23 protein-coding genes and 1 pseudogene are annotated in these 23,922 nt (G+C 54.3%); 9 read left to right on the top strand and 15 right to left on the bottom strand.

Features of this window, described 5'->3' with window-relative positions; all coding sequences use genetic code 11:
* The first annotated feature begins 176 nt into the window (after positions 1-176).
* The gene (gene nhaB, locus HF675_RS10880) at positions 177-1,748 is read left to right on the top strand and encodes a sodium/proton antiporter NhaB (protein WP_105231378.1); all 1,572 of its coding nucleotides are present in this window, start codon (positions 177-179) and stop codon (positions 1,746-1,748) included.
* 126 nt (positions 1,749-1,874) lie between these two features.
* Positions 1,875-2,387, top strand: coding sequence for a disulfide bond formation protein DsbB (gene dsbB, locus HF675_RS10875; RefSeq protein ID WP_187044594.1), 513 nt, complete (start codon positions 1,875-1,877; stop codon positions 2,385-2,387).
* A gap of 223 nt (positions 2,388-2,610) precedes the next feature.
* On the opposite strand, the gene HF675_RS10870 is transcribed toward dsbB, so the two are convergent.
* Complete coding sequence (locus HF675_RS10870) at positions 2,611-2,748, bottom strand: hypothetical protein (protein ID WP_187044593.1); 138 nt, start codon at positions 2,746-2,748, stop codon at positions 2,611-2,613.
* Positions 2,749-3,055: 307 nt separating this feature from the next.
* On the opposite strand from HF675_RS10870, the gene HF675_RS10865 reads away from it, so the two are divergent.
* Positions 3,056-3,208, top strand: a complete 153-nt coding sequence (locus HF675_RS10865; protein ID WP_187044592.1) for a hypothetical protein — start codon at positions 3,056-3,058, stop codon at positions 3,206-3,208.
* Between the two features lie 151 nt (positions 3,209-3,359).
* On the opposite strand, the gene HF675_RS10860 is transcribed toward HF675_RS10865, so the two are convergent.
* The 5 genes and pseudogenes from HF675_RS10860 to HF675_RS10840 all read right to left on the bottom strand — a co-directional run bounded on the left by HF675_RS10860 (position 3,360) and on the right by HF675_RS10840 (position 8,196).
* Entirely contained in the window at positions 3,360-4,934 is a 1,575-nt protein-coding gene (locus HF675_RS10860; protein WP_187044591.1) for a hypothetical protein, read from the bottom strand.
* Between the two features lie 465 nt (positions 4,935-5,399).
* Positions 5,400-5,846, bottom strand: coding sequence for a YcgN family cysteine cluster protein (locus HF675_RS10855; protein WP_187044590.1), 447 nt, complete (start codon positions 5,844-5,846; stop codon positions 5,400-5,402).
* A 185-nt stretch (positions 5,847-6,031) separates the two neighbouring features.
* Positions 6,032-6,688 (bottom strand): fumarylacetoacetate hydrolase family protein, encoded by a 657-nt coding sequence (locus HF675_RS10850; RefSeq protein WP_105231381.1) that lies wholly within the window; start codon positions 6,686-6,688, stop codon positions 6,032-6,034.
* A 97-nt stretch (positions 6,689-6,785) separates the two neighbouring features.
* Positions 6,786-7,867, bottom strand: a pseudogene (locus HF675_RS10845) (lytic transglycosylase domain-containing protein).
* Positions 7,868-7,926: 59 nt separating this feature from the next.
* Positions 7,927-8,196, bottom strand: coding sequence for a YcgL domain-containing protein (locus HF675_RS10840; RefSeq protein ID WP_105231383.1), 270 nt, complete (start codon positions 8,194-8,196; stop codon positions 7,927-7,929).
* Positions 8,197-8,332: 136 nt separating this feature from the next.
* Here HF675_RS10840 and minC point away from each other — a divergent pair, with 136 nt between their 5' ends.
* Genes minC through minE form a run of 3 tightly spaced genes read left to right on the top strand, consistent with a single transcriptional unit; the run spans position 8,333 to position 10,144 of the window.
* A complete protein-coding gene (minC, locus tag HF675_RS10835) occupies positions 8,333-9,034 on the top strand; it encodes a septum site-determining protein MinC (protein ID WP_187044589.1) in 702 nt (233 codons plus the stop codon).
* 24 nt (positions 9,035-9,058) lie between these two features.
* Positions 9,059-9,871: a septum site-determining protein MinD gene (gene minD, locus HF675_RS10830; RefSeq protein ID WP_105231385.1), complete on the top strand. Its 813-nt coding sequence runs from the start codon at positions 9,059-9,061 to the stop codon at positions 9,869-9,871.
* A gap of 3 nt (positions 9,872-9,874) precedes the next feature.
* Positions 9,875-10,144, top strand: a complete 270-nt coding sequence (minE, locus tag HF675_RS10825) for a cell division topological specificity factor MinE (protein WP_105231386.1) — start codon at positions 9,875-9,877, stop codon at positions 10,142-10,144.
* A 237-nt stretch (positions 10,145-10,381) separates the two neighbouring features.
* On the opposite strand, the gene rnd is transcribed toward minE, so the two are convergent.
* From rnd to HF675_RS10800, 5 genes are all read right to left on the bottom strand, one after another.
* Positions 10,382-11,503, bottom strand: coding sequence for a ribonuclease D (rnd, locus tag HF675_RS10820; RefSeq protein ID WP_187044588.1), 1,122 nt, complete (start codon positions 11,501-11,503; stop codon positions 10,382-10,384).
* Between the two features lie 85 nt (positions 11,504-11,588).
* Positions 11,589-13,277, bottom strand: coding sequence for a long-chain-fatty-acid--CoA ligase FadD (fadD, locus tag HF675_RS10815; protein ID WP_105231388.1), 1,689 nt, complete (start codon positions 13,275-13,277; stop codon positions 11,589-11,591).
* 207 nt (positions 13,278-13,484) lie between these two features.
* Positions 13,485-14,075 (bottom strand): Slp family lipoprotein, encoded by a 591-nt coding sequence (locus tag HF675_RS10810; protein WP_105231389.1) that lies wholly within the window; start codon positions 14,073-14,075, stop codon positions 13,485-13,487.
* A gap of 105 nt (positions 14,076-14,180) precedes the next feature.
* Complete coding sequence (gene tsaB, locus HF675_RS10805) at positions 14,181-14,882, bottom strand: tRNA (adenosine(37)-N6)-threonylcarbamoyltransferase complex dimerization subunit type 1 TsaB (RefSeq protein ID WP_105231390.1); 702 nt, start codon at positions 14,880-14,882, stop codon at positions 14,181-14,183.
* Positions 14,883-14,987: 105 nt separating this feature from the next.
* Positions 14,988-16,889 carry an ATP-dependent DNA helicase gene (locus HF675_RS10800; RefSeq protein ID WP_111736969.1) on the bottom strand — a complete coding sequence of 634 codons (1,902 nt, stop codon included), beginning with the start codon at positions 16,887-16,889 and terminating at the stop codon, positions 14,988-14,990.
* Positions 16,890-17,012: 123 nt separating this feature from the next.
* Here HF675_RS10800 and HF675_RS10795 point away from each other — a divergent pair, with 123 nt between their 5' ends.
* Complete coding sequence (locus HF675_RS10795) at positions 17,013-17,357, top strand: RidA family protein (protein ID WP_105231392.1); 345 nt, start codon at positions 17,013-17,015, stop codon at positions 17,355-17,357.
* A gap of 60 nt (positions 17,358-17,417) precedes the next feature.
* Here the strand turns inward: HF675_RS10795 and mdtI are convergent, their stop codons facing one another.
* From mdtI to zwf, 4 genes are all read right to left on the bottom strand, one after another.
* The gene (gene mdtI / locus HF675_RS10790) at positions 17,418-17,747 is read right to left on the bottom strand and encodes a multidrug/spermidine efflux SMR transporter subunit MdtI (protein ID WP_187044587.1); all 330 of its coding nucleotides are present in this window, start codon (positions 17,745-17,747) and stop codon (positions 17,418-17,420) included.
* Complete coding sequence (mdtJ, locus tag HF675_RS10785; protein WP_105231393.1) at positions 17,734-18,102, bottom strand: multidrug/spermidine efflux SMR transporter subunit MdtJ; 369 nt, start codon at positions 18,100-18,102, stop codon at positions 17,734-17,736. Before mdtJ ends, mdtI begins: the two co-directional genes overlap by 14 nt.
* A 565-nt stretch (positions 18,103-18,667) precedes the next feature.
* Positions 18,668-19,309, bottom strand: a complete 642-nt coding sequence (locus tag HF675_RS10780) for a bifunctional 4-hydroxy-2-oxoglutarate aldolase/2-dehydro-3-deoxy-phosphogluconate aldolase (RefSeq protein ID WP_105231394.1) — start codon at positions 19,307-19,309, stop codon at positions 18,668-18,670.
* Between the two features lie 142 nt (positions 19,310-19,451).
* On the bottom strand, positions 19,452-20,927 hold the full coding sequence (zwf, locus tag HF675_RS10775; RefSeq protein WP_111736968.1) for a glucose-6-phosphate dehydrogenase: 1,476 nt from the start codon (positions 20,925-20,927) through the stop codon (positions 19,452-19,454).
* Positions 20,928-21,385: 458 nt separating this feature from the next.
* Here zwf and HF675_RS10770 point away from each other — a divergent pair, with 458 nt between their 5' ends.
* Both HF675_RS10770 and pyk read left to right on the top strand, forming a co-directional pair.
* Positions 21,386-22,258: a MurR/RpiR family transcriptional regulator gene (locus HF675_RS10770; protein ID WP_054304816.1), complete on the top strand. Its 873-nt coding sequence runs from the start codon at positions 21,386-21,388 to the stop codon at positions 22,256-22,258.
* Positions 22,259-22,472: 214 nt separating this feature from the next.
* Positions 22,473-23,915, top strand: coding sequence for a pyruvate kinase (gene pyk / locus HF675_RS10765; protein WP_105231396.1), 1,443 nt, complete (start codon positions 22,473-22,475; stop codon positions 23,913-23,915).
* Positions 23,916-23,922 lie beyond the last annotated feature (7 nt).

Raw genomic sequence — 23,922 nt, 5'->3', positions numbered from 1 at the left:
CTGGTATGACATAGTGCGAGCTGGAAACTATAAACGAAAGTGTGCATAACCTGGCAAAAAACAGCCGAAAACGGCGAAACCCATGAATTTTAGGTTGAAATTTCTGCCGCAGTTGCATCGCAACCGCCGGCGTTGGTAGGGTAGCAACAATTTTTCTTCAAGGTAGTAAGACATATATGGAAATGACAACACGCAGCGCCGTTGTGAAAAATTTTCTCGGCCAATCCCCTGACTGGTATAAATTAACCATCCTGATATTTTTGGTTATCAATCCGCTGGTCTTTTTCCTGATAAGCCCCTTCGCTGCCGGCTGGCTGCTGGTCGCGGAATTCATCTTCACCCTGGCGATGGCGCTCAAGTGCTACCCGCTACAGCCCGGCGGCCTGCTGGCGCTGGAGGCGGTAGCTATCGGCATGACCAGCCCGGCGCACGTCGGTGAAGAGATCGCCAACAATATTGAAGTGCTGCTGCTGCTGATCTTTATGGTGGCCGGCATCTACTTTATGAAACAGCTGCTGCTGTTCGTATTTACCAAGCTGCTGCTGAACATCCGCTCCAAAATGCTGCTGTCGCTGGCGTTTTGTCTGGCTGCGGCGGTGCTCTCGGCGTTTCTTGACGCCCTGACGGTCGTCGCCGTGGTAATCAGCGTCGCCAGCGGTTTTTATTCTATCTACCACAATGTCGCCTCCAACCAGCCGGAAGACGCGCATAACGTGAACGACGACAGCGGCATCGACGGCGATGACCGCAAACAGACGCTGGAACAGTTCCGCGCCTTTCTGCGCAGCCTGCTGATGCACGCTGGCGTCGGCACCGCGCTCGGCGGTGTGATGACCATGGTCGGCGAACCGCAGAACCTGATTATCGCCAAAAGCGCCGGCTGGGGCTTTATTGATTTCTTCCTGCGTATGGCGCCGGTTACCCTGCCGGTCTTTGTATGCGGCCTGGTGGTGTGTCTGCTGGTGGAGCGCTTTGGCGTTTTCGGCTATGGTGCGCAACTGCCTGAGCGCGTGCGCGAAGTATTGACCGAGTTTGACCGCCAGGCCAGCGCCAAGCGCAACCGCCAGGAAAAAGTCAAACTGGTGGTGCAGGCGCTGATCGGCATTTGGCTGGTGGCGGCGTTGGCTCTACATCTGGCGGAGGTCGGTCTGATTGGCCTGTCGGTCATTATTCTCGCCACCTCGCTGTGCGGCGTAACCGACGAACATGCCATCGGCAAGGCCTTCCAGGAAGCCCTGCCGTTCACCGCCCTGCTGACGGTATTTTTCACCGTGGTGGCCGTAATCATCGAACAGCATCTGTTTAGCCCGGTTATCGCGTTTGTGCTGCAGGCCGAGCCGTCGGCGCAGCTGATGCTGTTCTACGTGTTTAACGGCTTGCTGTCGGCGGTTTCCGATAACGTCTTTGTCGGCACGGTCTATATCAACGAAGCCAAAGCCGCCCTCACCAGCGGCGCCATCTCGCTGAAGCAGTTTGAAATGCTGGCGGTGGCGATCAACACCGGCACCAACCTGCCTTCGGTCGCTACGCCAAACGGACAGGCGGCGTTTCTGTTTCTGCTGACCTCGGCGATCGCCCCGCTGGTGCGCCTTTCCTATGGACGTATGGTCTGGATGGCACTGCCATATACCATCGTTCTGGCGCTGGTCGGGCTGCTGTGCGTTGAGTTTACCCTGGCGCCCGTGACCGACCTGCTGACGCAGTGGCACTGGCTCACGCTGCCGCATCTGGAGGCTGCGGGGCACTGATTCAGCCCCCGTGACGTTGCCAGCCATACTTTGTTACCTCGAAAAGGGTCTCTGATGGCTGGCAACACGGTTGAATTGTGGTTTACACTGCCGGTTCAATTGCTTACTGCATGGAAGACTCAAAATATGTTGCGATTCTTTAAGCGCTGCTCACAAGGACGCCGCGCCTGGCTGTTGATGGCTATCACCGCGCTGGCGCTGGAACTGACTGCGCTCTATTTCCAGCACGTTATGCTGCTGCAACCTTGTGTGATGTGTATTTATGAGCGCTGCGCGCTGTTTGGCATTCTGGGCGCCTCTCTGTTAGGGGCAATGGCACCGAAAACGCCACTGCGCTACGCCGCCATCCTGCTGTGGATCTACAGCGCCTGGGAAGGGCTGCAGCTGGCGTGGAAGCACACCATGATTATGCTACACCCTTCACCGTTCAATACCTGCGACTTTTTCGTCAGTTTCCCTTCCTGGCTGCCGCTGGACAAGTGGATGCCGGCCGTATTTCATGCTTCCGGCGACTGTTCGGTGCGCCAATGGCAGTTCCTGACGCTGGAAATGCCGCAGTGGCTGGTCGGCATCTTCGCCGCCTACCTGCTGGTCGCCGCGATCGTGCTGCTCAGCCAGGTAGTGCGTTCACGTCAGTAAAGCTGACGCAGAGTAAAACGTATCGGTATCAATCTGAAAGGCGCCTGACGGCGCCTTTTTTATAGGGGCTATTCTGCACGATGAGACGGCGGAAAAATCACATAAAGAGAAGCGATGCCCCACGGGGCGTATGGTTTGTCGGGTTTTATCGTCCGTGATGCAAGACGGCGTACAACGATGATTAGCATTATTGTTTTAGTGTTTCCCTGGTAAATGCAGCTCTTTATCTTTTTGGACACGGCCAAGGATGATCCAGACCGAAAAACGATAATCCAAACGTCAGTACAATATAGGCAAGCAATACAGCAAACATCAGAACAGCCATTTTCTCCAGCAGATTAAGACGGTTATCATCAGTCATACTTCACATCTCCTTGTAACTACCCACAATAAACACGCCTTTAAAACTTAGGCAACTATGCCTTCCACTTCAATAGCCACACATAAAATGAAACATTATTAATAAGATTGGTTAATGGTTTGTACATGTTTGCACCAACCGGCATGCTCGCCGCGTTGTTGTAAAGTATTTACTCTTGCCGATTAGCCGGGTATGTTGCGCCATCGTTTCCGCCTGAGTGGCAAACCGCACCTTATCTGACGACGTTGATAGGCGTCTGGTACCGTCGGGCAAGCGCATAACTCTTGGTTATCCAGCAACAGATACTATGAACAGAATTGAAATTGCCTTGGTGGTAGTCTGCATCATTCTCACCACCCTGCTGTTTTCCAAATCGGGTGACGTCATGCGACGCAGCAGAAGCCGTTATGAGGTGATCGCCGAAGAGCCGGTGTACAGCTCTCGTATGAGCATACGATAACGACATAACTAACATTTTTTGTTAAATAGATATTATTTATAGCTTTTAGTTATAATCGGTTGTAATAAAAATCTCTTGCCAACACCTATTGTAATTAATATCTTTTTCCTGATTTGAGTTTTGCCCCATAGGCTCTCTATGGGGCGACCTGTCACAACACACGAATTGCGTTATAATAGAGTATTCTTGCTATACCCGTGCTTTGCAGTAGTAACACCTTATGCCCATCAGTTCTGATATCCACATGCGAGATATTTTTACTGATGACTTTAGCCTCGGTAGCTGAATTCGACATTGTAAACTCCCCATTAATATTACCGTCCTCACCAGATATATATACCTTCCAAAGAGACACCGGAGTGTTACTTCCGCCATTCAGGCTAAATGCCCAAGTTGACGCATTGTTTGGCACTGAGATTTTCCCAGTAGTCCCCTGTAGCTTATGAGCACCTAGGATGGATATATTCCTATTTATTCTCATATCTTCAGATGTTACCGAGCAGAACGGAGAGGATACACTGTGTTGCGTTGCATACATTTCAAGGTGAGAGGAAGAACCGCCAACACCAAGACCGCGATATGCCATATTACGTGGGTTCTGTGATGCACTCGGCCCCCATATATCACATGTAAACAGATTATGCCCATATATACCACCAACATAATCAGCAGCAACACGGGCTTTACTGAAATCCCCCGTTCTATTACAGATGATAATATCGGGATATATCGCCGTTTTTTTACTAGGCACTGTGATTTTTGAAATCTTTGCTGAAAATCCCGGGGCGGTAATAACGTCACCAACAGAAAACTTTGACTGTCCATCAGTGACATTACCATCTTCTTTGACATTCAACTGCCACTCGCCCTCATATCCACGCATGAGACTCGATAATGTGTATGATTTCTTATTACCGCTTGTAATATCAGTACCAAACTCAACGCCATACATATCGTCAATTTCAATGTTGTCAAGCGTAAGTATGGACGTATGCTGTGCGTTAAAATCATATGTGCCACCGGTAATGTTGGCGTACTGTGAGCGGTCTTGCAGCGAAATGCCACCATACAGATTGCTTGCGCACCAGTTTATATCTATATTATGGCATTCACTATTCCCATAGCCCTTGCCAAATCCACCGATCAGGCAAGCAATATAACCACCAGACCAAAAACGCCCTCTAATCTTATTCATTCCTGACTGAAATGTGGGATCTAAATAATTTTTGAATCCAATAATATAAGCAGTCATTTCATTACATGAAATTAGGCTTGTAGATACACCTCTACCTTGTGATTTAAAAAAGGTCGCTCGATCATTACCATAAAACTCATTAACATGCAGCCTCAGATTGTCCATAGGCCCGCTATGGTCTGGATAGAAAGCACCTTCAGCATCCCACCATTTCTCGGGAACCTCCGGAAAATTGTCACCAACCCTGACAATATTCAAATGAAGATCAAACCCACGAGAAACAATAGTATGATTATCTTTGCCAACGCCAATTTTGCAAGGGATACATTTCTGAATTAAGTAAATTCCGTCACCGCGAACAGCGTTTACACCCGTATCTACAGCATGGTCTATCGCTGCAATAATGGCACCAGCATCATCAGTGCTGCCATCACCCACTGCGCCAAACATTTCCGGCGTAATGTACTTTACAGCGTCTTGTACCGTACCACCCTGATCCAGAATAACTGATTTCGCGTTAATATCTTCCACGTTATTTCTCCTGTCTTATGCAGATAAATAAAATGACGAACGAGTAACCGGATACTTACCGTATAAATAATCGATTCGCTGCGTTCTGTGTAAGATATTAATCATTGTCAGCATTGATAATAAACCGAAACCCGTTGTGCCATTGCTCAGCGCATTTTTTACGCGTATCTTTACGAACGTACGTAACTTTATTTCTTTCCATTCGGGAAGATAACGGTGGGGCAAATGTACAGGGGCTTTAATCAAGACGTGGTCGAGTGGCGGAATAGCCGATAAAAATGGGGAGAGATCTGCCCGAACAGGGCAAAACCCCAATGCGCGCATGCGCACAGCGGGGTTATCAGGATTACAAATGCAGATGGCCGGTAACACGACCTGCTGACGATGTCAGACACTATTTCCGCGTCGGCGATATCCATGTCTTGGGCGCCAACCTCGTCAGTTCACGCCTTTCAATACGGTCAATCAACGCGCCCAGTCCGGCTTATTGAGGATATGGTCCTGCCAATCCACCACCTCACTCTCGCGCACGGCAATATGGCGTACGGTAATACGCTCACCGTGCATCGCTGCCTTTGAACCGCTGATCAGCGGGTGCCAGGGGTATAGAGGCTTGCCTTCGCCGATCAGACGATAGGCGCAGGTTGGCGGCAGCCAGTCGAAAGTCACCAGATTTTCCCGCGTCAGTTTGATGCAGTCTTCTTCCAGTTCGAAGCGTCCTTCATAGTTGCGGCACTGGCAGGATTTAATATTCAGCTGGTTGCAGGCAACGTTGGTAAAGTAGATTTCGTCGGTATCTTCGTCGATCAGCTTATTCAGACAGCACTGCCCACAACCGTCGCACAGCGATTCCCACTCTTCTTCTGACATTTCCGCCAGCGTTTTGCTCTGCCAAAAAGGACGTTGTGACATGTTGAAATCCGGTATAACCCCTTAATACCTCAGCCAGCCCGGCATGCTTGCCCGAGCCGCACGATCGGCGATTAAGGATGAGTAAATGAATATTAGCCTGCATACAGACTGCGAGGGGCACTATATAGACATTTTAGCCTGCAGATGCAAGCCTTGCCGCCGTTTTTACACGACGGCCGGCAGGATCAGATCACGCGCGTGGTCAGCGTCTTGTCGTTCAGGGAGATTGTCAGCATATCGCCCGAGGCCATCGGCCCGACGCCCTGCGGCGTGCCGGTGAGAATGATATCGCCGGCGCGCAGCGTGAAGAAACGGCTCATGTAGGCGATCAGCGGCAGGATCGGTGTGATCATATCGCGCGTATTGCCCTGCTGGCGGATCTCGCCGTTAACATTCAGCGTCAGTTCAGCATTTTGCGCGTCGCCAAACTCGGCGACCGGAATAAAACCGGAGAGAGGGCAAGAGCCATCGAAGCCTTTGGCCTTTTCCCACGGCTGGCCGGCTTTCTTGAACCCCGCCTGCAAATCACGCAGCGTCAGATCCAGCGCCACGCCGTAGCCGGCGATCGCCCGCGCCACGCGATCTTCATTGGCCTGCTTCAGCGGCGTACCGATCAGCACCGCCAGTTCAACCTCGTGGTGCACCGCGCCAAGATCTTTCGGGATCGCCACCGGCTGGCGGATATCGCACAATGCGGTTTCAGGTTTGATAAACAGCACCGGCTCGGCGGATTTGGCGCTGCCCATCTCCTTGATGTGATCGGCATAATTGCTGCCGACACACACCACTTTGCTTACCGGAAAATCCAGCAATGCCCCCTGCCAGTCTCGATGTTGATACATTCCGTTTCTCCCTACAAATCATGTAGGGGCTCAGCCCGCAGGCCAGGCCCGTTGTCGTTACAGTAGCGCCGTATCGCTGACGGCCCGCCGGTGCGGCTTATTGGCCAACGGCATCCGCCATCATACCCACGCTGATGGCAAAATAATATGAACGGTTCCAGTGCATGATGGTACGGAAATTATCATACACCAGGAACGCTCGCCCCTGCGCATCGTCCGGCGTAATGACCCAGCTGCGCAGCGTAGCATCCGGCAGCGCGGTGCCGTCAGGCTGCGTGACGCCCATTGCCGCCCACTGATTAACCGTGCGTCCGCGGGTTTTCAGCCCCAGATCGGCAGCGCTGAAGCCTGCCGGCAGTTTGACTTCACGCCCCCAGCTGCTGCCTGCCAGCCTTCTGTCGACAGGTAATTGGCCGTCGAGGCAAAAACATCATCGACATTGTTCCAGATATCAATACGTCCATCGCCATCGCCGTCAGCGCCATAGGTCAAGAATGAGCTGGGCATAAACTGGCTTTGCCCCATCGCACCCGCCCAGGAGCCTGTCAACTGTCCGGCCGTCACGTGTCCCTGCTCAATAATCTGCAACGCCGCCATCAGTTGCTTGCGGAAAAACGCCTCTCTGCGCCCTTCAAACGCCAGCGTCGCCAGCGCGGAAACCACGTCTTCCTTACCCTGAATCTTGCCGAAATGACTTTCCATCGCCCACAGCGCCACGATATAGCGTTCCGGCACGCCGTAACGCGCCGTCGCCCGTGCCAGCTGCGGCTGGTATTTACGCATCATCTCGCGCCCCTGCCGCGTTTTACTGGCCGACAGTACGCGCTGCAGATAAACGTCCAGGGTGATCTTCTTTTCCAGCTGATTGCGATCGGATTTAATCACCCTATCGACAAAATGGATATTGGCAAAGGCGCTGTCGACCGTTTTCCGGCTCAGTCCCTGCGCTAATGCCTGACTTTTAAGTTGTTCAACATAGGCGGGAAACTGCGCCGGGTCGCGACCGGTAGCGGCCAGCGTATTCGCAGCCGGCGCTCCGGGACTGCCGGCCGCAGGCTTCAGCATCCCTCCCGACGCGGGCGGCGTGGCGGTTGGCGCCGCTAGCGCCTGGTTCTTATGGCCGGCACAGCCGGCCAGTATCAAAGCCGTCAGTGTCAAAGCCGTGGTCGACAATCTCATCGCGGTGTCCTTTTCTGCAACTCAATTCCGCCCCGCTCAACATGCGGGGCAGACGACAATTATTTCCCGCCGCCCAAATGCTGGCTCAATAAATTCTCAACCGGCGGCGGCACCTGCAGATAAAACCCTTCTTCCTTCAGGGCCTCTCTCACCTTGTCAATATTCGCATTGGCTAATCTTTTCCGTTCATCAAGATTAAGCAACATAGCGAACTGCGGCGCGCCAAAACTTTTCAGCAAATCCTCCGGCACGCGCGAGAAGTCGTCTTTTTTTTCGACATAAAGATAAGTTTGATCGCGTTTTGAACTTCTATAGATCACACAAAGCATATTTTTAACTCTATTTAATTGGGGCAGTGTCTTGCCTGGATATAACTCTGACTATAACATGCTTCTAGTACATCGGAATATCGCACCCCGAGTGGAATTCCGGGGATTTAAAGTTGCTGAAACTGAGTCAGGATAGATGTCACAATCGCCAATTGAGCTAAAAGGCAGCAGTTTTACCCTATCGGTTGTTCATTTGCATAATTCGGAACCCGAGGTAATTCGCGAGGCGTTGCAAGAAAAAGTGGAACAAGCTCCCGCTTTTTTGAAAAACGCCCCTGTTGTTATCAACATTGCAGCGCTTAACGGCGACGCAAACTGGAAAGAACTCCAACAGGCGGTCGCAGCGGCAGGTCTGCGGGTGGTTGGCATCAGCGGTTGCAAAGATGAGCGGCAAAAACGGGCGTTTGCCCGTGCCGGTCTGCCGTTGCTGAGTGAAGGAAAAGGCCACAAAGTGGCCGCTGCCGAGGTGCCGGCTCCGGCTCCCGAGCCGGCAGCCGACAACGCTCCCGCCAAAACACGCGTCATCAGCACGCCTGTCCGTTCCGGCCAACAGATTTATGCCCGTAACTGCGATTTAATCGTAACCAGCAGCGTCAGCGCCGGTGCAGAAGTGATTGCCGACGGCAATATTCACATCTACGGCATGATGCGCGGTCGTGCGCTGGCTGGCGCATCCGGCGATGCCTCATGTCAGATTTTTTGCACGCATCTGGCCGCTGAGCTAGTCTCTATCGCAGGGCAGTACTGGTTGAGCGACCAGATCCCGTCCGACTCGTTCGGGCAGGCAGTACGACTCAGCCTGTTGGATAACGCTTTAACCATACAACCTTTAAATTGAGCCCTTTTGACAAGGAACCACTTCATGGCACGCATTATTGTTGTTACATCGGGTAAAGGGGGGGTTGGTAAAACCACCTCGAGCGCAGCCATCGCGACCGGTCTGGCCAAACAAGGCAAGAAAACCGTCGTTATCGACTTCGATATCGGTCTGCGTAACCTTGACTTGATTATGGGCTGTGAGCGTCGCGTGGTTTATGACTTCGTTAACGTAATTCAGGGTGATGCCACGCTGAACCAGGCGTTAATCAAAGACAAACGCACCGAAAACCTCTACATTCTGCCCGCATCTCAAACGCGCGATAAAGACGCGCTGACCCGCGAAGGCGTTGAGAAAGTGCTCAACGAACTTGGCAAGATGGACTTTGACTTTGTGGTGTGCGACTCACCAGCCGGTATTGAAACCGGTGCGCTGATGGCGCTGTACTTCGCGGATGAAGCCATCATCACCACCAACCCGGAAGTGTCTTCGGTACGCGACTCCGACCGTATTCTCGGCATTCTGTCCTCCAAATCGCGCCGCGCCGAACAAGGCAAGGACCCGATCAAGGAGCACCTGCTGCTGACCCGTTACAATCCGGGCCGCGTCAGCCGCGGCGACATGCTGAGCATGGAAGACGTGCTGGAAATTTTGCGCATTCCTCTGGTCGGGGTTATCCCGGAAGACCAGTCCGTACTGCGCGCATCCAACCAGGGTGAACCAGTGATTCTGGATCTCGAGTCCGATGCCGGCAAGGCATATGACGATACCGTTAACCGCTTGTTAGGAGAAGAACGCCCCTTCCGCTTCATTGAAGAAGAGAAGAAGGGCTTCCTGAAACGCCTTTTTGGGGGATAAACCATGGCTTTGTTAGACTTCTTTCTGTCCCGCAAAAAAAGTACAGCCACTGTAGCCAAGGAGCGGCTGCAAATTATCGTCGCAGAGCGTCGTCGGGGAGACAGTGAACCCCCGTACCTGCCCGATATGAAGCGTGACATCCTGGCGGTCATCTGCAAGTACATTCAGATTGACCCTGACATGCTGCACCTTCAGTTTGAGCAGAAAGGAGACGATATTTCGGTACTGGAACTCAACGTCACGTTACCGGAGTCAGAAGAAGCCGCTAAATGATCGCGACGCAATAAATATCCCCCTGTATTTTTTGCAGGGGGATACTGTATATGTGTCCAGATATTGAACGGGAAAACAGCAAAATATCTATTTTTACCGTTTGAGATTAATCCCAATTAATCTGGTGGTAATGTTATTTAAACTTAATACTGGCGCCAGTATTATCTGAAATTAAATCCATCCCACAATAAACGGAGCAGTTTCCTTTTCCCCTGCCCCGCATCCGCTTCTGTTCTATTAATAACCCTGTAGGATTGCCAATAACGGCTCGGCTAATAACTCCGCACGCCACCCGTTGATTAATTCCGGCTGGCAGTCGCTGTTTTTCAGTTTCCAATGCCAATTCAGCAGCTGATTAATTTGCCGGCGCGATGCCAGCAGTTCACTGCTTAAACCGCTTTGCTCACTGACGGTAACGATCGCCGCCTTGATATCCTTGAAGACCTTTTTGTAACCCGGGTGCTCTACCAGATTGGCCACCGGTGCCGGCAGCTCGGCTTCATCCAGCGCGTTAGCCTCAGCAACCAGCGCCAGCAGCGTTTTACCGTGGAACCGGATCTCCGGGCCACTCAGACCCAGTGCGTCCAACTCGCCCATTGAAGACGGCATATGGCGCGCCACCGCCCACAGGTTTTCTTCCCGCACCACAAAATTAACCGCCAGATCGCGTTGCCGCGCCTGCAGCAGTCGCCAGGCGGCCAGTTTTTGCAAACAGCCCAGCTGGCGCGGGCGCAGCTGCCAGGCATTATTGATTTCGCGGTAGGCCAGCTCCGGCGCCAGCGTTTCGCTACGGCGTTGGCACAGCAGCAGGCACTCATTGCTCGCCGCATCGGTCCAGCCGGCCTGCTCGACTTCCTGCACCAGTTGGCCGGCCATCGGCAACAGATAGAACACATCGGCCGCCGCATACTGACACTGACGCTCGGTCAGCGGCCGGGCCAGCCAGTCGGTACGCGATTCGCTTTTGTCCAATTCGACCTGCATATAGGCAGCAACCAGCGTGGCGAACCCGCACGACAGCGGCCGACCGGTGAATGCCGCCAGGATCTGGGTATCCACCAGCGGCGTCGGCAAGGTTTGGAAAGCGTTCAGGAATACTTCAAGATCTTCGCTGCCGGCATGCAGATATTTCACCACGGCCTTGTCGCTCAGCAGGTCAATAAACGGCTGCCACTGTGTAATCGGCAAAGGGTCAATCAGGGAGAGTTGTTCACCATCGTATAACTGGATAAGGCCAAGCTGCGGGTAATAGGTGCGCGTTCTGACAAATTCGGTATCAAGCGCGATTTGAGCATGTGTTCTGGCCTGTTCGCAGACCTGCTGCAATCCGGCATCGGTAGTGATCAACGTATAATTCAAAACTTCATTCTCTTATTTCATGAGCCAAACACAACAACGCCGGCATTCACCGGCGCTGTTGATAAGTAAGTGTGACCGGACAACATCAGGCGGCATCGGCCGCCTTGGCATTTGTCTGTTCGTCACGCAGTTCGCGTCGCAGAATTTTGCCGACGTTCGATTTCGGCAACTCGTCGCGGAACTCAACAATTTTAGGCACTTTATACCCGGTCAGGTGCCGACGGCAATGGGTCAGCAACTCGTCCTTGGTCAGCGAAGGATCCTTCTTCACCACGCAAATTTTCACGCTCTCGCCGGAGGCTTCGCTCGGCACGCCAATTGCCGCGCACTCCAGCACTTTAGCATGCTGACTGACGACATCCTCAATTTCATTCGGATAAACGTTAAAACCCGATACCAAAATCATATCTTTTTTACGATCGACGATGCGAATAAAGCCTTGTTCATCCACCGTGACGATATCGCCGGTCGCCAGCCAGCCGTCTTTCAGCACTTCATCCGTGGCGTCGGGACGTTGCCAATAGCCTAACATAACTTGCGGCCCTTTGACCCACAGTTCACCCGGTTCGCCCATGGCAACGTCTTCCCCCTGCTCATCCACCAGGCGCACATCGGTCGACGGTACCGGTAACCCGATACTGCCGCTGTAATGCTGCAAATCATACGGGTTGCCGGCCACCAGCGGCGCGCACTCGGTCAGGCCATAGCCTTCCAGCAGGTGCTTGCCGGTGGTCTGCTCCCACTTATCCGCCACCGCCTTTTGCACCGCCATACCGCCCCCCACCGAAAAACGCAGCGTCGAGAAGTCCAGTTTGAGGAACTCCTCGTTATTCAGCAACGCATTGAACAGGGTATTGACGCCGCTCAGCGCGGTAAACGGGTATTTGGCCAGCTCTTTAACCAGGCCGGGGATATCGCGCGGGTTAGTGATCAACAGGTTACGGCCGCCAAGATCGATAAACAGCAGGCAGTTCACCGTCAGAGCAAAAATGTGATACAGCGGCAGCGCGGTCACCACCAGCTCTTGTCCGGCACGGAACAGCGGCGCATAAGCCGCCTTGGCCTGTTCGAGATTGGCCTGCATATTGCGGTGGGTCAGCATCGCGCCTTTCGCCACCCCGGTGGTGCCGCCGGTGTACTGCAAAAAAGCCAAATCGCTGTTAATGATGTCCGGTTTTACATATTGCAGACGTCGGCCGCGCTGCAGCGCCGTACGGAAAGAGATGGCGTCCGGCAGGTCGTACTTCGGCACCAAGCGTTTGACATACTTCACCACAAAGTTGACCAGCGTGCCTTTGGCCGCCGAGAGCTGATCCCCCATCCGCGTCAGGATCACATGCTTAACCTGGGTTTTGAAGACCACCTTTTCCAGCGTATGGGCAAAGTTGGAGACGATGACAATAGCGCTGGCGCCGCTGTCGTTGAGCTGATGCTCCAATTCGCGCGGCGTATACAGCGGGTTCACGTTAACCACCACCATGCCGGCCCGCAGAATGCCGAACAGCGCAATCGGGTACTGCAGCAGGTTTGGCATCATCAAAGCGACACGGTCGCCTTTATTCAGCCCCAGCTCATTTTGCAAGTAGGCGGCGAATGCCCGGCTGCGCTCTTCCAACTTGCGGTAGGTCATCACCTCGCCCATATTGATAAATGCTGGTTGATCCGCATAACGCTGTACGGCATTTTCAAACATTTCAACCAAAGACGGATAGCGATCGGCGTCAATCTCTGCTGGCACATCTGCCGGATAACGTTTTAACCAGACCTTTTCCAAGGTATTACTCCCGAAATCATTTCTCATTATCATCGCAGCCCCTAAATGCGCAGCCAGGTTATAACAATATTTTAACTCAGCAGACCAGTTTAGGTTTTAAACAATTTGCAGGTTGCGATGCGTGTCACTAATTACCGGCGCTTCCCTACGCCAAAAGAAAAGGCGGCTCATAAGCCGCCTTCACAATCTATTGAATTTTCGCGTAACTTACTCGGTAACGATCGTTTGCACCTGTGCCGGGCCAGGGCTGTACCAGCCGTACCCCGGGCCCCAGTCAGGTCCCCACGGGCCGCCACGCCAACCCCAAGGGCCCATTGGCGCCGGAGGCATCATTACCTGCTGCGTCACCCGCCAGCGTTTAAAGCCGCTGACGTTCATCGTAACGAATTTATACGGCGTCGCACCGATTTTGCCAGGCTGCACGCCGGTTATCGAACCGACTACGGTGACCAGATGCCCCTTGAAGTCCGTCGGCTCAAGGAAACCGTTTACCGTCGCCAGCACTCGCCCACGCGATGGTTCACCGAGAATCGGCCGCGCGCCATCGTCCAGCGGCACTGCGGCGATTTCCAGTACCGTCTTGCCCTGCTCGTTCGCCACATTCACCACTTTACCGCCAAAGCGGGCCTCCGCACCGTTAAACAGGCTTGGCGCGTTTTGCACCGACGCCAGCTCGGTGACCGGCGTTGGGGATGAGCCTTTAATCGCATCGGGGACGGTGACGCAGCCGGACAGCATCAGAACGCCGCCGGCCAATGCCGGCAGCGTGAATCGTTGAATTACGGTACGGATTAACATGGTCGCAATCTCCTGAAATATCTGTCACTTCGACTGTTATTTTCGCCGCAAGTTGCAGAACGTTTCATCCCTGTCACGTATAAAGCGCACATAACGTGCAAAGGGCTATTCGCGCCCCGGTAACTTCTTCCAGGTGACTTCATTACGCAGATACGTCGGTTCAGCCTGTTCAACCGGGCAAGCCTGCCCCTGCTGCCAGGCATGCAGCGCCAGCGGCAGCATATCTTCCGCTCGCGGCAGCAATATCTGACCATCATGCAGAGTAATCGGCGCACCGGCAACCAGCTGCGGGTAGGTTTGCCAGCCGGTGCCTACCTGCGCCCAGTCGCCTTGCAGGCCCTGCGCGCGCGCCAGCGCCTGCTCGGGCGACAATACCGCCTCACCTTCGCTTTCCAGCCATTGCCCATCGGACTGACGCTCAAACTGGCCCCAGTAAACCTCGCCCATACGGGCGTCGATCGCCGCCAGCACGCGCTGCGCGCCGGTCATACGCCAGGCGCCCTGCGCCATGGTCTGTAGGGTAGAAACGCCCAGCATCGGCAAATCGGCGCCTAACGCCAGTCCCTGCGCGATACCAATGCCGATACGCACGCCGGTGAAACTGCCGGGGCCACGCCCAAAGGCCAGCGCATCAAGCTCGGCGAGCGTCACGCCGGATTCGGCCAGGACCTGCTGCACCATCGGCAGGATACGCTGCGTGTGTTCACGCGGGCACAGTTCAAACAGGGCGTGGGTTTCGCCTTGATTCCAGAGGGCAACGGAACAGGCTTCCGTTGCGGTATCGATCGCTAAAATTCGCGTGGACATGCCAACCTCAGGCGGGAAATATCAGTATTTTTTACAAGGCGCGCATTGTAGCACAGCCCCGATTACCGGCATAGCCGCAGCCACCACACGGGCGTGGCTCCCCGGTTATTCCTGCTGCAAAAAGGCGATCGCCTTGCTCAGATCGCGCGTGCGCGGCGTAGGCGGCAGGCTATTGAGAAAGACTTCGCCATAGGGACGCATCACCAGCCGGTTGTCGCAAATGACCAGCACGCCGCGGTCATCCGTATCGCGGATCAGGCGGCCGACACCCTGCTTGAGGGTAATCACCGCATCCGGCAGCTGTACCTCATTAAACGGATCGCCGCCGCGCAGGCGGCAATCTTCAATGCGCGCCTTGAGCAACGGATCGTCCGGCGAGGTAAACGGCAGTTTATCGATAATCACGCACGACAGCGCATCGCCGCGCACGTCCACCCCTTCCCAGAAACTGCTGGTCGCCACCAGCAGCGCGTTGCCCGCTTCGACAAACTGCGCCAACAGCTGCCCCTTACTGGTTTCCCCCTGCACCAGTACCGGCAACGTCATCGACGCGCGAAACTCTTCGGCCAACTCACGCATCATCTGGTGCGAGGTGCACAGGAAGAAACAGCGCCCCTGGTTGGCCTCAATCATCGGACGCAGCATCCGCGCCAACTGGCGCGCTCCACCCGGCTGATTCGGCGACGGCAGAAAACGTGGCACACACAACAGAGCCTGATTAGCATAGTCAAACGGGCTGGGTAACAGCAGCGTCTTCGCCTTGTTCAGCCCCAGCCGTTCGGTAAAGTGCCCCATCTGTTCATTCACCGACAACGTCGCCGAGGTGAAAATCCAGCTGCCCGGTTTATCATCCAGCAGCTCACGGAAACGTTCCGCCACCGTCAGCGGCGTCAGGGCCAGCACGAAATTGCGCGCATTACACTCATACCAGTAGCTAAAGCCGGGTTCATTGACCGATTTCAGGCGTTTAAGGCGGGTGCGATACTGGCTTGCGCGCTCAAACGCGGCATCCAGCAGAGCCGAGCGCCCGAGCGACAGTTTCATCACGTCGTAACACAACTCCAGCGCATCATCGAGCAACAGCAAAGCGCGCTGTACATTGGGCTGGTTCACCACGTCGCGCAGGTTGCCGCGAAAGCCCGGTTCCCCCAGCGCCAGCCGAAAATCCTGCGTACTCATGCTTAAGCGATCGGCGCTCTTTTGCAACTGAGCCGCGTCGCGCACCTCGGTGCGGTAAGCGATGGTGATATCTTTCGCCAGATCCATCAGCTGACGGCTGGTCAGCTGTTTGCCAAAATACTGGCTGGCGATATCCGGGATCTGATGCGCTTCATCGAAAATCATCACATCCGCCTCGGGGATCAGCTCGGCAAAACCGCTTTCCTTCACCACCATATCCGCCAAAAACAGGTGATGGTTAACCACCACCACGTCAGCGTCCATCGCCTTACGGCGGGCTTTGACCACGAAGCAGTCCTGATATTGCGGACAATCGCTGCCCAGGCAGTTGTCATTGGTGCTGGTCACCAGCGGCCAGACGAAGCTGTCTTCAGCCACGTCGCTGCAACTGCTGATGTCGCCTTCCACGGTCTGCGACGACCAGCCGCGCAGCTGCACCAGATCGATCAGCGTCTGCCCCGCCAGTTCGCCGCCGGCCAGCGACTGCTGCTCCAAACGCTCCAGGCACAGGTAATTGGAGCGCCCTTTCAGCAACGCCAGTTTACCCTTGAATTGCAACGCTTTGGCGATAGTCGGCAGATCGCGCGCGTACAGCTGATCCTGCAACGCCTTGGAACCGGTAGAGATAATCACTTTTTTATTCGAACGCAGCGCCGGCGCCAGATAGGCAAACGTTTTACCGGTTCCGGTTCCCGCTTCCACCACCAGTTCCTGTTTAAAATTGATGGCCTCGGCGACCGCTTCGGCCATCAGCCGCTGCGCTTCGCGCGGTTTAAACCCTGTAATTGCCTGCGCCAATGCGCCGTCTGTTGCGAAATCGTCTGCCACGCTGCCTCACCGCCGAAAAAATTCAGCTGTGATTATATACACATTCCGCAGCGCCGTGCAGATGGCAGCAACGGACGCTATGCTGTGCTACCCTAAGCGAGCCAACAATATGGAGATAACTGAATGAATATCGAACGCATTGATCCTGAACAGCGCTGGTCGGAAGCCGTGGTGCATAACGAAACCATCTATTACACCAGCGTGCCGGAAAATCTGGATGAGGACGCGACGGCGCAGACCGCAAACGCCCTGGCAGCGATTGACGTCCTGTTGGCGCGCGTAGGCTCAGACAAAAGCCGCGTCATGGACGCCACCGTGTTTCTCGCCGACGCGGCGGATTTTGCCGCCATGAACGCCGCCTGGGACGCCTGGGTGGTGCCCGGTAGCGCACCGGTGCGCTGCACCGTGCAGGCGAAGCTGATGAATCCGAAATACAAGGTTGAAATCAAAATCATCGCCGCCCAATAATTGTCATGCCGCGGACCTTACAGACCGCGGCATAATGGCCATGGCGCCGCCGCGGCGCCTTTATGCCAGCTTAATCAGCACCATTCCCGTCAACAACAGCGTAACGCCCAACCAGCCTTTGCCATTGAGACGCTGACCGAACAGGATCCAGCCGGCGGCCACGGTGGCGACAATACCAAAACCGCCCCACAGCGCATACGCAACCGACAGGTCTATCCCCTTAACCGCCTGCGCCAGCGCACTAAAGGCGGCCAGTACCGACAGCAGCGACAGCAACCCCAGCCACACCCTGCGGAAACCGTCTGACATTTTCAGAAAAATGTTGGCGACAATCTCCAGCACCGTAGCCAGCACCAGAAAACCGATATGAACCCACTCAAGCTGTTGCATGCTGCGCACCTCGCTCATCGTCAGACTTCGGCGTCTTACGGGTGCCGGACTTCACCAACATAATGCCCGCAATCAACGTCGCCAGACCCAATACCTTCAGCAGGGAAATCGGTTCATCGAACCACAGCACGCTGAACAGAGTAATAAACAAAATGCCTATGCCTTCCCACAGCGCATAGGCCACACCCAGGGCGACACGCTTGACCGCAACGGACAGCAAAATATATGACGTGGTAATCATCACATACATCACCATATGCCCCAGCATGCCCCCACTGACGCTGGCATATTTCATCGACAAGGTGCCGATAATTTCAGTAACGATAGCCAAACCTAAAAACAGCCAATAAATCATGATTTCTCTCCCAAACGGCGAATAACGCACGCAAAGGTATATTTATCCCGATTTATCTCGTCCGAGCGGCATTTCACCGCATCGGGACGTAGAGATCCCTGGGGATAAACTGACCCAAATGTTGTAAAAACAGAGTGTCCGGTTATGCGGAGATAAAGCTTGAAAAACGCAGCCTTATCGCAACCGGTTAAGGGAGAAAGGTGCTATAGCTCACTGCACCAGTGGTGTTCACTGGCAAGGATGGCAGACAGGAAAAGCTGACAGGTTGAGGTTCTAAGGGGGTTTTTATTTGTAGTCATCATAGTTATCTCGCTATCTTCAGCCGTACATATCACAAAACCCGTACGATTTGCTCAATATCCTCATTATGGAAAAGTTTAACGGAGATAGTTGTACCATAGGCTTTAAAATAAAGCAAACCGCCATTTTGATAAACAAGTGACAAAAAATAAGTTAAAAATAAGAAAGTTATATAAATAGAAAACTAAAAAAGGCTCAATCAATGATTGAGCCTCTGAGTAGCATGCCTTGTACAAGGATGCGGCAAACTCAGGCGCGACAAGGCTTAGCCACGCGCACCATCCACCGCTTCACGCGCCAGTTTGGTAATACGCGCATAGTCGCCCTGCTCCAACGCATCGCCAGGCACCAGCCAGGAACCGCCGATGCACAGCACGCTTTTCAGCGCCAGATAATCACGATAGTTACCCGGCGAGATCCCGCCGGTAGGGCAGAAGCGCACCTGCGGGAACGGACCGGCGATCGCCTGCAGCGCTTTCACACCGCCGTTGGCTTCCGCCGGGAAGAACTTGAACTCACGCAGGCCGTAATCCATCCCCAGCATCAGTTCAGACACGGTGCTGATACCCGGAATCAACGGAATGCTGCCGGCTGTCGCCGCCTGCAGCAGATCGGCCGTCAGCCCCGGGCTGATAGCAAACTGTGCGCCTGCCTCGGTCACCGCCTGCAGCTGCTGCGGGTTGATCACCGTACCGGCGCCGATAATCGCCTCAGGCACTTCATTGGCAATAGCTCGGATAGCATCCAGCCCGCACTCGGTACGCAGTGTCACTTCCAACACGCGCACGCCGCCGGCGACTAATGCCTTAGCCAACGGCACCGCATGTTCCAGCTTGTTAATCACAATAACCGGCACAACCGGGCCCGCGGTCAGAATCTGCTGCGCGCTGGTTTTCCAGTGATTCATCGTCATTTTCTCCACATTGAGGTTGGTGTATGGCACGCCCCTGCCACAGGGCCTTCAGATCATGGTCTGAAAAGTCCGGCCGTACCCTCAGCCTGATCGACAGGCAAAAAAAAGCCGGCAGACTCGCTGCCGGCGTAACAACTTATTCGAACTCGTTCCAGGAACGGCCGTCGCGGGTGATCATCGCCACCGATGCCACCGGCCCCCAGGTACCCGCCTGATAAGGCTTAGGCGCGTCATTGTCGGCTTTCCATGCGTCCATGATGGAATCGACCCACTTCCAGGCCTCTTCCACCTCATCACGGCGGACAAACAGCGCCTGAATACCGCGCATGCTTTCCAGCAGCAGACGCTCGTAGGCGTCGGCTACGTGCTCCTGGTTGAAGGTTTCCGAGAAACTCAGATCCAGCTTAGTGGTTTGCAGATGGTGCTTATGGTCAAGGCCCGGCACTTTATTCAGTACCTGGATCTCAATCCCTTCATCCGGCTGCAGGCGGATGGTCAGCTTGTTCTGCGGCAGCTGCTGATATGAGTCGCTGAACAGGTTAAGCGGCGGGTTCTTGAAGTACACCACCACTTCGGAGCATTTAGCCGGCAGACGTTTGCCGGTACGCAGATAGAACGGCACGCCGGCCCACTGCCAGTTATCGATATCCACGCGGATGGAGACAAAAGTCTCCGTATTGCTGCTCTTGTTGGCGCCCTCTTCCTCCAGATAACCCGGAACCTTACGCCCCTGCACGAAGCCGGAGGTGTACTGGCCGCGCACCGTCGTTTCACGCACGTTGCGCTGATCGATACGGCGCAGAGAACGCAGCACTTTCACCTTCTCGTCGCGAATACGGTCGGTGGTCAGATCCGCCGGCGGCGACATGGCGATCATGGTCAGTACCTGCAGCAAGTGGTTCTGAATCATATCGCGCATCTGACCGGCCTGATCGAAGTAACCCCAGCGCCCTTCAATGCCCACTTCTTCCGCAACGGTGATCTGCACCGAGTCAATGGTGCGGTTATCCCAGTTGGAGGCGAACAGCGAGTTGGCGAAACGCAGCGCCAGCAGGTTCAACACCGTTTCCTTGCCCAGATAGTGGTCAATACGGTACACCTGACTTTCATTGAAGAACTCGGCAACCTGATCGTTGATCAGGCGTGAAGAGGCCAGATCGGTGCCCAGCGGTTTCTCCATCACTACGCGCGCCGGCTCTTTGTTCAATTTGGCCTGGCCTAGCCCTTTGCAGATCGCGCCGAAGGTGCTTGGCGGCATCGCAAAGTAGTTGATGGTGGTACGGTTTTCCTGATCCAACATTTTGCCCAGTTTGGCAAAATTTTTGCTGTCGTTGACATCAAGATTACAGAAATCTAATCGCGCGCTGAGCGTAGCCCACAGTTCGTCATCCAGCTTTTCCTTCATAAAGGTTTCAAGCGCTTCTTTGACGATCTTGGTATAAGCGTCTTTATCCCACTCTGCACGGCCCACCCCGATAATGCGGGTGTCCGGGTGGATATGACCGGCTTTTTCTAATTGGTACAGGGAAGGCAGCAGCTTACGGCGCGCCAAATCCCCCTTCGCGCCGAAAATAACCAGGTCGCACGCCTGGGCTGTAGAGGTTACCGCCATGTTCATCTCCTCGTTGCAGGATATTTGTAATTTTCTTACATTACTAATGTACTCTCTTTACCTACGGCCAGTAAACCCGGATTAAAAGCAGAAAAACGCCAGAAACTTTGCGGCTATACGTTGAAAGTCTGCCGATACCGCCAACGTTAGCCAAAATTGTAATTTTCTGTCTTTTTTGTCGCTCTTTTACCATTATGAAAGTTAGACACAGCTCATATTCTGGTGAAAAATCCCAGCAAACGCTCTGTCGAGACTGCCAACGGTTACCAGCACGTAGTATATTTTCACTAAACCGGCATTGATTTCTCCTTTGATTGAAATCGATATACCCAATTGATTTCTCGTTGCATCCTGGCGCAGGCCGGCCACTCGCGCCGCCCCGTAGATATCAGGCGCGTTTTTTACGCACCGGCAACCGGAAATATGCAGGGTAAAAAACCATGAGTGACACCCGTTATATGAATACGCTGGAAAAAATTCAGAGCCATTTAGAACAGCTGAGCAAATCCGAAAGAAAAGTCGCCGAAGTGATCCTCGCATCGCCGCAGACGGCGATCCATTCCAGCATCGCCACGCTGGCGCGTATGGCCGACGTCAGCGAGCCAACGGTAAACCGCTTTTGCCGCCGTCTTGATACCAAAGGTTTTCCCGATTTTAAACTGCATCTGGCGCAGAGCCTGGCTAACGGTACGCCTTACGTCAATCGCAACGTCGAGGAAGACGACAGCGTCGAGGCTTACACCAGTAAAATTTTTGAATCGGTGATGGCCAGCCTGGATACAGTAAAGGCAAATTTAGATATTGCCGCAATAAATCGTGCGGTAGACCTGCTGACCCAGGCGAAAAAAATCTCCTTCTTCGGCCTCGGCGCCTCTGCGGCGGTAGCCCATGACGCCATGAACAAGTTCTTCCGCTTCAATATCCCGGTCGCCTACTTCGACGACATTGTGATGCAGCGTATGAGCTGCATGAACTCCGGCGAAGGCGACGTGGTAGTGCTGATTTCACACACCGGCCGCACCAAGAATCTGGTGGAAATGGCGCGTCTGGCGCGCGACAACGATGCCGCGGTGATCGCCGTCACCTCGCATGATTCGCCACTGGCGCGTGAAGCGACGCTGGCGCTGCTGCTCGACGTGCCGGAAGATACCGACGTCTACATGCCGATGGTATCGCGCATCGCGCAGCTTACGCTGATTGACGTATTGGCGACCGGTTTTACCCTGCGCCGCGGGGATAAATTCAGAGATAACTTGAAGCGGGTCAAGGAAGCGTTGAAAGAATCGCGCTTTGATAAAGACGTAGAGATCCCCAACAGTTTCGAGTCATAATCGAAATGGCCCTCTTTCGCCGCCGGACAGCCTCTGCGAGGCGATTTGATCGGCGGCACTATAGGTTGTACCGTGTAACACGTTCCTGCGGATAACCCGGGTGTGACGCCAGCGTAATGAAACGTGGCTATGGTAACGTTTCACGCTGGTTCGCGTTATCCGATGCTTATCGCAACACTTTTTTTATTTGCTTCACCAGTCAACGGAGTAATACATGTCCAGACGGCTCAGAAGAACCAAAATCGTTACTACACTGGGTCCGGCTACCGACCGCGACAATAATCTGGAAAAGATCATTGCTGCCGGCGCCAACGTAGTCCGGCTTAATTTTTCCCATGGCAATGCGGAAGACCACCAGGCTCGAGCGGATAAAGTGCGTGAAATCGCCGCGAAGCTGGGTCGGCACGTTGCTATCCTCGGCGATCTTCAGGGGCCAAAAATTCGTGTATCCACCTTCAAGGAAGGCAAGGTCTTCCTGAACGTTGGTGATAAATTCCTGCTCGATGCCGAAATGGCGAAAGGCGAAGGCGATAAAGAAAAAGTCGGCATCGACTATAAAGGCCTGCCTGCCGATGTGGTGCCGGGCGATGTGCTGCTGCTCGACGACGGACGCGTGCAGCTGAAAGTGCTGGAAGTCAAAGGCATGAAGGTGTTTACCGAAGTGACCGTCGGCGGCCCGCTGTCCAACAACAAAGGCATTAACAAACTGGGCGGCGGTTTGTCTGCCGCGGCGTTGACCGAAAAAGACAAGGCCGACATCATCACCGCCGCCAAAATTGACGTTGATTACCTGGCGGTCTCCTTCCCGCGTACCGGTGAAGACCTGCACTACGCACGCCGTCTGGCGCGTGATGCGGGCTGTAATGCCAAAATCGTTGCCAAGGTTGAACGTGCGGAAGCCGTCTGCGATGAAGAAGCGATGGACGATATCATCCTGGCGTCCGACGTGGTGATGGTGGCACGCGGTGACCTGGGAGTGGAAATCGGCGATCCGGAACTGGTAGGCATTCAGAAAACACTGATCCGCCGCGCCCGTACGCTGAACCGTGCTGTCATCACCGCTACCCAGATGATGGAGTCGATGATTACCAACCCGATGCCAACCCGTGCGGAAGTGATGGACGTGGCAAACGCCGTGCTGGACGGCACCGATGCCGTAATGCTGTCGGCGGAAACCGCTGCCGGCCAATACCCGGCGGAAACCGTTGCCGCCATGGCGCGCGTGTGTCTCGGTGCGGAGAAGATCCCTAGCATCAATGTTTCCAAACACCGTCTGGACGTGCAGTTTGACAACATCGAAGAAGCAATCGCCATGTCTTCGATGTACGCCGCCAACCACCTGAAAGGGGTCACGGCAATTATCGCCATGACCGAATCCGGCCGCACCGCGCTGATGATGTCCCGCATCAGCTCTGGCCTGCCGATTTTCGCCATGTCACGCCATGAGCACACATTAAACCTGGCTGCTTTGTACCGTGGCGTCACGCCGGTCTATTTCGACAGCCACACCGACGGCGTTGCCGCCGCCAATGACGCCATAAACCGTCTGCGCGACAAAGGCTACCTGCTGTCCGGCGATTTAGTGCTGGTCACGCAGGGCGACGTGATGGGCACCGTCGGCACCACTAATACCAGCCGTATCCTGCGAATCGAGTAATCTTATA

The organism is Serratia sp. JUb9, from assembly GCF_014298095.1.
GTDB classification, from domain to species: domain Bacteria; phylum Pseudomonadota; class Gammaproteobacteria; order Enterobacterales; family Enterobacteriaceae; genus Serratia_B; species Serratia_B rhizosphaerae.
This window is presented reverse-complemented; position numbering and strand designations above follow the sequence as displayed.

Excerpts from the sequence above, each read along its gene's own strand:
- nhaB (WP_105231378.1), top strand. The coding sequence starts at position 177 with ATGGAAATGACAACACGCAGCGCCGTTGTGAAAAATTTTCTCGGCCAA.
- dsbB (WP_187044594.1), top strand. The coding sequence starts at position 1,875 with ATGTTGCGATTCTTTAAGCGCTGCTCACAAGGACGCCGCGCCTGGCTG.
- HF675_RS10870 (WP_187044593.1), bottom strand. The coding sequence starts at position 2,748 with ATGACTGATGATAACCGTCTTAATCTGCTGGAGAAAATGGCTGTTCTG.
- HF675_RS10865 (WP_187044592.1), top strand. The coding sequence starts at position 3,056 with ATGAACAGAATTGAAATTGCCTTGGTGGTAGTCTGCATCATTCTCACC.
- HF675_RS10855 (WP_187044590.1), bottom strand. The coding sequence starts at position 5,846 with ATGTCACAACGTCCTTTTTGGCAGAGCAAAACGCTGGCGGAAATGTCA.
- HF675_RS10850 (WP_105231381.1), bottom strand. The coding sequence starts at position 6,688 with ATGTATCAACATCGAGACTGGCAGGGGGCATTGCTGGATTTTCCGGTA.
- HF675_RS10840 (WP_105231383.1), bottom strand. The coding sequence starts at position 8,196 with ATGCTTTGTGTGATCTATAGAAGTTCAAAACGCGATCAAACTTATCTT.
- minC (WP_187044589.1), top strand. The coding sequence starts at position 8,333 with ATGTCACAATCGCCAATTGAGCTAAAAGGCAGCAGTTTTACCCTATCG.
- minD (WP_105231385.1), top strand. The coding sequence starts at position 9,059 with ATGGCACGCATTATTGTTGTTACATCGGGTAAAGGGGGGGTTGGTAAA.
- minE (WP_105231386.1), top strand. The coding sequence starts at position 9,875 with ATGGCTTTGTTAGACTTCTTTCTGTCCCGCAAAAAAAGTACAGCCACT.
- HF675_RS10810 (WP_105231389.1), bottom strand. The coding sequence starts at position 14,075 with ATGTTAATCCGTACCGTAATTCAACGATTCACGCTGCCGGCATTGGCC.
- tsaB (WP_105231390.1), bottom strand. The coding sequence starts at position 14,882 with ATGTCCACGCGAATTTTAGCGATCGATACCGCAACGGAAGCCTGTTCC.
- HF675_RS10795 (WP_105231392.1), top strand. The coding sequence starts at position 17,013 with ATGAATATCGAACGCATTGATCCTGAACAGCGCTGGTCGGAAGCCGTG.
- mdtI (WP_187044587.1), bottom strand. The coding sequence starts at position 17,747 with ATGCAACAGCTTGAGTGGGTTCATATCGGTTTTCTGGTGCTGGCTACG.
- mdtJ (WP_105231393.1), bottom strand. The coding sequence starts at position 18,102 with ATGATTTATTGGCTGTTTTTAGGTTTGGCTATCGTTACTGAAATTATC.
- HF675_RS10780 (WP_105231394.1), bottom strand. The coding sequence starts at position 19,309 with ATGAATCACTGGAAAACCAGCGCGCAGCAGATTCTGACCGCGGGCCCG.
- zwf (WP_111736968.1), bottom strand. The coding sequence starts at position 20,927 with ATGGCGGTAACCTCTACAGCCCAGGCGTGCGACCTGGTTATTTTCGGC.
- HF675_RS10770 (WP_054304816.1), top strand. The coding sequence starts at position 21,386 with ATGAATACGCTGGAAAAAATTCAGAGCCATTTAGAACAGCTGAGCAAA.
- pyk (WP_105231396.1), top strand. The coding sequence starts at position 22,473 with ATGTCCAGACGGCTCAGAAGAACCAAAATCGTTACTACACTGGGTCCG.